This is a genomic window from Paenarthrobacter sp. TAF1, assembly GCF_052113825.1.
Lineage (GTDB): Bacteria > Actinomycetota > Actinomycetes > Actinomycetales > Micrococcaceae > Arthrobacter > Arthrobacter nicotinovorans.
Genome location: NZ_JBFRDO010000039.1, coordinates 1 through 5641 on the forward strand (window position 1 = coordinate 1; position 5641 = coordinate 5641).

General features: G+C 63.6%; 5 protein-coding genes and 3 pseudogenes. 6 read left to right on the top strand and 2 right to left on the bottom strand.

Annotation, left to right across the window (positions count from 1 at the left end; translation table 11 throughout):
* From AB4Y81_RS21425 to AB4Y81_RS21435, 3 genes and pseudogenes are all read left to right on the top strand, one after another.
* Positions 1–306 (top strand): annotated as a pseudogene (locus tag AB4Y81_RS21425) (TasA family protein); the annotation flags it as partial.
* A 126-nt stretch (positions 307–432) separates the two neighbouring features.
* On the top strand, positions 433–1185 hold the full coding sequence (locus AB4Y81_RS21430; RefSeq protein ID WP_189076548.1) for a signal peptidase I: 753 nt from the start codon (positions 433–435) through the stop codon (positions 1183–1185).
* Complete coding sequence (locus AB4Y81_RS21435; protein WP_018780357.1) at positions 1178–1594, top strand: Hpt domain-containing protein; 417 nt, start codon at positions 1178–1180, stop codon at positions 1592–1594. The genes AB4Y81_RS21430 and AB4Y81_RS21435 overlap by 8 nt, the downstream gene beginning before the upstream one ends.
* Here the strand turns inward: AB4Y81_RS21435 and AB4Y81_RS21440 are convergent.
* The gene (locus AB4Y81_RS21440) at positions 1591–2859 is read right to left on the bottom strand and encodes an MFS transporter (RefSeq protein WP_055975570.1); all 1269 of its coding nucleotides are present in this window, start codon (positions 2857–2859) and stop codon (positions 1591–1593) included. The two genes, AB4Y81_RS21435 and AB4Y81_RS21440, sit on opposite strands and share 4 nt — an antisense overlap.
* 192 nt (positions 2860–3051) lie before the next feature.
* On the opposite strand from AB4Y81_RS21440, the gene AB4Y81_RS21445 reads away from it, so the two are divergent.
* From AB4Y81_RS21445 to AB4Y81_RS21455, 3 genes and pseudogenes are all read left to right on the top strand, one after another.
* Complete coding sequence (locus AB4Y81_RS21445) at positions 3052–3825, top strand: IclR family transcriptional regulator (protein WP_018780355.1); 774 nt, start codon at positions 3052–3054, stop codon at positions 3823–3825.
* Positions 3826–3910: 85 nt separating this feature from the next.
* The gene (locus AB4Y81_RS21450; RefSeq protein ID WP_064723928.1) at positions 3911–5098 is read left to right on the top strand and encodes a 4-hydroxybenzoate 3-monooxygenase; all 1188 of its coding nucleotides are present in this window, start codon (positions 3911–3913) and stop codon (positions 5096–5098) included.
* A 154-nt stretch (positions 5099–5252) separates the two neighbouring features.
* A pseudogene (locus tag AB4Y81_RS21455) lies at positions 5253–5463 on the top strand (Gfo/Idh/MocA family oxidoreductase); the annotation flags it as partial.
* On the opposite strand, the pseudogene AB4Y81_RS21460 reads toward AB4Y81_RS21455, so the two are convergent.
* Positions 5460–5641: pseudogene (locus tag AB4Y81_RS21460) on the bottom strand (hypothetical protein); the annotation flags it as partial. The pseudogenes AB4Y81_RS21455 and AB4Y81_RS21460 overlap by 4 nt on opposite strands.

Genomic DNA, 5641 nt, shown 5'->3' on the forward strand with positions numbered 1-5641 from the left:
GCCTCCCTCCTCACCACCGACACCACCAACGGCCTGCAACTGACCATCGAAAACTGCTCCACCCCCTGGACCGGCACCGCCGCCCCCTACACCTGCGCCGGCACCAAAACCACCGTCCTGGCCAACGGCCCCGTCATCGCAGCGAACAAGGTCCTGAACAACCTCACCTCCCTGACCTCAGCCAAAACCGACAACCTCAAAGTCACCACCGCGTTCCCCACCACCGCGGACAACACCTTCCAAGGTGCCACCTCCACCATCGCCTTCGCCTTCACCGGCACCCAACGCACCGAAACCACCAAATAAACCACCCCAAACCCCGCCGGGCCTGGTCGGGCGCCCCCCTGCCCGATCAGGTCCGCCGGTGCAGCACCAACTGAACGATTTACCGCACTGAATGATTTGCCCACTGAATGAAAGGAACGCCAGGACATGAGCACCATCGAGACCCTCAACGGACCAGCACTCCATGGCCGGCGTTCCGCTGCGAACATCCCGGCTTCCAGGGCCGCTGCCTCACAGCCGGCCGCCGTCGCCGTCGTCGAAACTGCAGCCGTCGAATCTGCTGCCGTCGAAACTGTCGTCGAAACCCGGGCTGAAGCCCCTGCCCCCAAAAGTGCCATCCGCCGCGTTACCGGCACCGTGGCTAAGGTGATTGCCGTGGCCTTGCTGGTCCTTGGCGCGCTGGTGTTCCTGTTCCTCGCGATCGGGCCACGCGTTTTTGGCTACCAGACCTCCACCATGCTGACCGGTTCCATGGCTCCCCTGATCAACCCCGGTGACGTGGTGGTGACCGTGCCGACGCCCATCGAGGACGTCAAAGTGGGCGACATCATCACCTACCACATTCCGGTGGAAGACCAGCGGGTGGAAACCCACCGCATCACCGAAATCACCACCACGGCGGACGGCGGGGTAGCTGTCCAGACGAAGGGCGACGCCAACAACGGCATCGATCCCTGGATCGCCACTCTTCAGGGCAAGACCGTGGACAAGCAGGTCGCCACCATCCCCTATGTCGGCAACGCGATCAGGGCCATCCGGGAACCGATGGTCCTTAACACCCTGATGTACGGCGCACCAGCCATCCTGGTCATCGGGATGCTGGCCTCCATCTGGACGAAAGACCCCAGCAAGTCGGCGCCGGAAGGCGTCGCACAGCCCCAGGCAGCAAGCGGTGAGTGACCGGGCGGCACCCCACCCGGGGCCGAGTCCGCTGGAACCTTGCAAGCTGCAAGCGCTGGCCGAGGAGTTGGGCGACTCCCGGCTGGCGCTGCGTTTCCTCTCCACGTACCTCACCATGCTGCCCGAAAGGATCCTCAGGCTTTCCAACGGACTGTGCGGGCACGACCTCGACGCCAGCATGGACGCGGTCCTTAGCCTCAAGATCTCCTCGGCCATGGTGGGCGCGGTGGAAACTGAAAGCCAGTGCCGGGCCATCGAGATGATGATTCGTGAGGATCATTTCGACTCGGCGGTAGCGGCGCTCCCGGAGCTGAGGAAGTCCAGCGACCGCTGTTTCGACGCCGTGCCCCAGTTGCTGGGTACCACGGAGTCCCTCCACCGGAGTCCTTGGAATCCAAGGATCGCTTAGTGGTCGGCCGTGACGGTTTCCTCGCTGTTTTTGACCTCATGCGGGACCAGGACCAGCGCCACGACAGCCAGCACGCCGGCGGCGGCAAACACGTAGAAGCCCGCCGGGTACGCGATGTTGGCCGCAACCAGGGTTCCTGTCACGGCTGGGCCGACAATGGCACCAAGCCGGCCCACTCCGGCAGCGAAGCCGAGGGCCGTTCCGCGGAGCCGTGGCGGGAACAACTGGCTCACCCAGGCGTAGACCAGCACCTGTGAACTGAACACGAAGATGCCCGTAACGAACACGGCGGCGTTGAGCAGGAATTCGTTCTGGATTTTGACGCTCAGGATGGCCAGGAAGACAGCTGACAGCCCAAACCAGAGCAGCACGATTTTCTTGGTCCCGTGCTTGTCGGCCAGGACCCCGGCCAGGAACAGCCCGGCGACAGCCCCGAGGTTCAGGACGAGCAGCAGTGTCAGGCCCGTGCTGACCGGATATCCGGCGGCAGCCATGAGCTGGGGCAGCCAGGTGTTGAGGCCGTAAACCAGCAGCAATCCCATGAATGACGCCACGCCAATTCCCAGGGCGACTACCGGATACGGCTTTTGGAGCAGGTCCCGGAAACCGTTCTTGGCTGCGGGATTTGCGGAACGCGCGACGCCGGCTGCGGGCTTGGGCGCCCCGCCCGCTTGGGCCGGGGCTGCTTCAGGCAGCGACTCGGGAAGCTTCGCCCACAGGAAGGGCAGGAGCACCAGCCCGGCGACTCCACCAATGATGAACATGAGACGCCAGTTCGGAACGATGATGATGGCCAGCAGCGCGGTGGCCACGGCGCCCACGTGGTATCCGGTCATGGTCCTGGTGGTGGATTTTCCTGCCGTACCGGAAGGGGCGTAGTCGTTCATGTACGCCAGGGCTGCAGGCAGGCACGCACCAAGGCCGAGGCCTGCAAGGAGACGCATCGCCGAGAAAACCGCCACATTGGGGGCGAACGCCACGGCGATGGTGAAAACCGAGAAGCCCGCCACGCAGGCGATCAGCAGCCTGCGGCGACCGAACTTGTCCGAGAGCGGTGCAATGAAGAGCGCTCCCAAGCCAACGCCGACCAGGGAGATGGTGGCTGCGAACGTGGCTCCCACGGCGTCAAAACCTAGTTCCCCGGTCTTGATTAGTGTTGGGATAACGGTCCCGAGGACCACAAGGTCGAAACCGTCCAGGACCATGGCCAGCCAGCAAAGCCACACGGGCCATTGGGAGCGGCGGGCAGATGACATCGTTGGCATAGCGTCCTCGTTGCTAGGGTTCCGGTCGCCTGAACGTCCGGTTAGTTACGAGAGTTGTATCACCACTCTTTGTAACGCGGCACACGTCCTACCATTGAATGGAATCGATAATTCCGCTGGGTGGCGTCAGCTTAGTGCCATCGCGCAGTTTCGTGCGTCGTCCCTTACGCGCTTTCAGAAAGGTGGTGAACGGTGGCCAACTCATCATCCGGCGACTCCGTGGTCGAACGCGTCGTGCGGCTGATCGCGGCGTTTCCCGAGGGCGTGACATCGCTGCAGCTGACCGAACTCGCCGAACGAGCGGGCCTTCCGTTGTCCTCCGCCCACCGCCTGGTCCGCCAGCTTTCCCAGCAGGGGCTGCTGGATCTTGGCGCGGGCGGGACCGTGCGCCTCGGGCTGCGCTTATGGGAACTGGTCAACCGCAATTCGCCCACGCTGGCCCTGCGTCAGGCTGCCATGCCGTTCATGGAGGACATTCAGCAAGTCCTCAACCAGAACGTCAACCTGGCAATCCTCGAAGGCTGGGAAGCGCTGTTCGTGGAGCGCCTTTCCCGGCGCGGGTCCGTGGCCAACAGGGCGCGGGTCGCCGGGCGGATGCCCGTCCATATTTCGTCTGCCGGCCTGGCCCTCATGGCCAACCAACCACGGGAGCTGCAGGCGGAGTACCTCAAGCACTTCCGGGACCCGGCGGGAAAGGTTACCGCCGACGTCGTGCGTCATCTCCTGGCCGAAGCCGCGCAGCAAGGCTATGCCCAGCTGGCGGGCGTTGTTGATCCGGATACCTGGGGAATCGCTGTGCCCATACTGGACAGTAAGCGCCGGACGGTGGCGGCCCTCGGGGTGGTGGTTCCTTTGGCCGAGATGCGGCTCCAAGCGCTGGTGCCGGCGTTGCAGACCGCGGCGCGTGGCATCGGACGCCAGCTGGGCGATAACAATCACAACTTCCGTTCAATGGAAGTGGTGTAACGCCAGTCACTCCGTTCGGGCCACACTGATTCCAAGCTCATCCCAGCCATTCGAAGCGCGGGGATCCGCAACGAAGCGAGGAATCATGACACGCACACCCATCAGCACCCAGGTAGCCATCATGGGCGGAGGCCCTGCCGGGCTCATGCTTTCCCATCTGCTGGCCAGGCAGGGAATCGACTCCGTGGTGGTTGAAATCCGCAGCCGCAAGGACATCCAGGAAACAGTTCGCGCCGGAATCCTGGAGCACGGCACGGTGAACCTGCTGGTCGACTCAGGAGTTTCGGACAGAGTGCTCCGCGAGGGCGACCGGCACGACGGCATCGAGCTGCGCTTCAACGGTGAAAGCCACCGCATCAATTTCAAGGAACTCGTTGGCGAGTCCGTTTGGCTGTACCCGCAGACAGACGTTTTCATGGATCTCGCCGCCCGTCGGGAGGCTGACGGCGGCGACGTCAGGTATAGCGTCTCGGATACCACCGTGCATGACCTCGAAGGCAAACCGAAGGTCTGGTTCACTGACTCGGAAGGGCAGGAGTTCGAGATCCAGGCTGACTTCCTCGTCGGTGCCGACGGGTCCCGCAGCCACTGCCGCTTCCAGATCCCCGAAGCTGATCGCAAGTGGTATTTCCACGAGTACCCGTTTGCGTGGTTCGGCATCCTGGCAGAAGCACCCCGCAGCGCCGACGAGCTGATCTACGCCAATTCCAAAGACGGCTTCGCCTTGATCAGCCAGCGCACCGAGACGGTGCAGCGCATGTACTTCCAATGTGATCCCAAGGAAAACGTGGCCGACTGGGACGACGAACGAATCTGGACCGAGTTCCGCAAGCGCGTCAATGGCAACGGGTTCGAGCTCAAGGAAGGCCCGGTCCTGGAGAAGATGGTCCTGCCGTTCCGCAGCTTCGTGCACACGCCCATGCGCCACGGCAACCTCTTCCTCGCAGGCGACGCCGCCCACACGGTCCCGCCGACGGGGGCCAAAGGCCTGAACCTGGCCATCCATGATGTCAAAGTGCTCTTCGAAGGGCTCGACTCCTTCTACGCCAACGGCTCCACGGCCCTCCTGGACTCCTACAGTGATCGCGCCCTGGACCGAGTTTGGAAGGCGCAGCACTTCTCCTATTGGATGACGTCCATGCTGCACACCGTCCCGGGAGCCGACGATTTCGACCGCGCCCGCCAACTCGGTGAGCTGCACTCGGTGGTTACGTCCGAGCATGCCAAGGCGTACCTGGCGGAGTCGTACACGGGCTGGCCCACCTCGCATTGATTCCGGCTGGACTTGGTCCCGTGGCCTGAGGTGTGAGGCCCGGGTCCTGGAGCTAGCCCGGGGAGGTAGCCCGCCGTCATCCTCCGCCCTGAACGCGACCACCATCGCTGTGACCTTGCACGGCCACCCTGGTTGAGCCGCGTCAGGGGTGCTTGGCGTCGCGTTTCCCACGGGCGCCCCTCATCTGACTTTTTGCGGAGCGGTTTGACCAGGCTTATCGCTCGGAGATGGCTGCGTTTGTTGAACTGGTGCGCGGGCAGCGGAAGAATCCCTGCACGCCGGAGGACGCTGGGGCTGCTTCCAAGGTGGCGGATGCAGCACAGGAGTCCCTGGAGACGGGTGCGCCGGTCAGGGTTTCTGCCTAGCTGAGACGTGTCTGCTTCGCCCGGTGTCTTGTTTTGGGTGGTGTGTGGTGGTGGTTGCGTCGGGGTGTTTGGTGGGGGTCGATGTGGGGTGGGGGGATGAACCAGGGGACGCCGTTTTGGATGGTGATGCGCCAGTGTTCTTTGTGGATGAGGTGGTGGTGGTGGGAGCAGAGCAGGG

Excerpts from the sequence above, each read along its gene's own strand:
- AB4Y81_RS21430 (WP_189076548.1), top strand. The coding sequence starts at position 433 with ATGAGCACCATCGAGACCCTCAACGGACCAGCACTCCATGGCCGGCGT.
- AB4Y81_RS21440 (WP_055975570.1), bottom strand. The coding sequence starts at position 2,859 with ATGCCAACGATGTCATCTGCCCGCCGCTCCCAATGGCCCGTGTGGCTT.
- AB4Y81_RS21450 (WP_064723928.1), top strand. The coding sequence starts at position 3,911 with ATGACACGCACACCCATCAGCACCCAGGTAGCCATCATGGGCGGAGGC.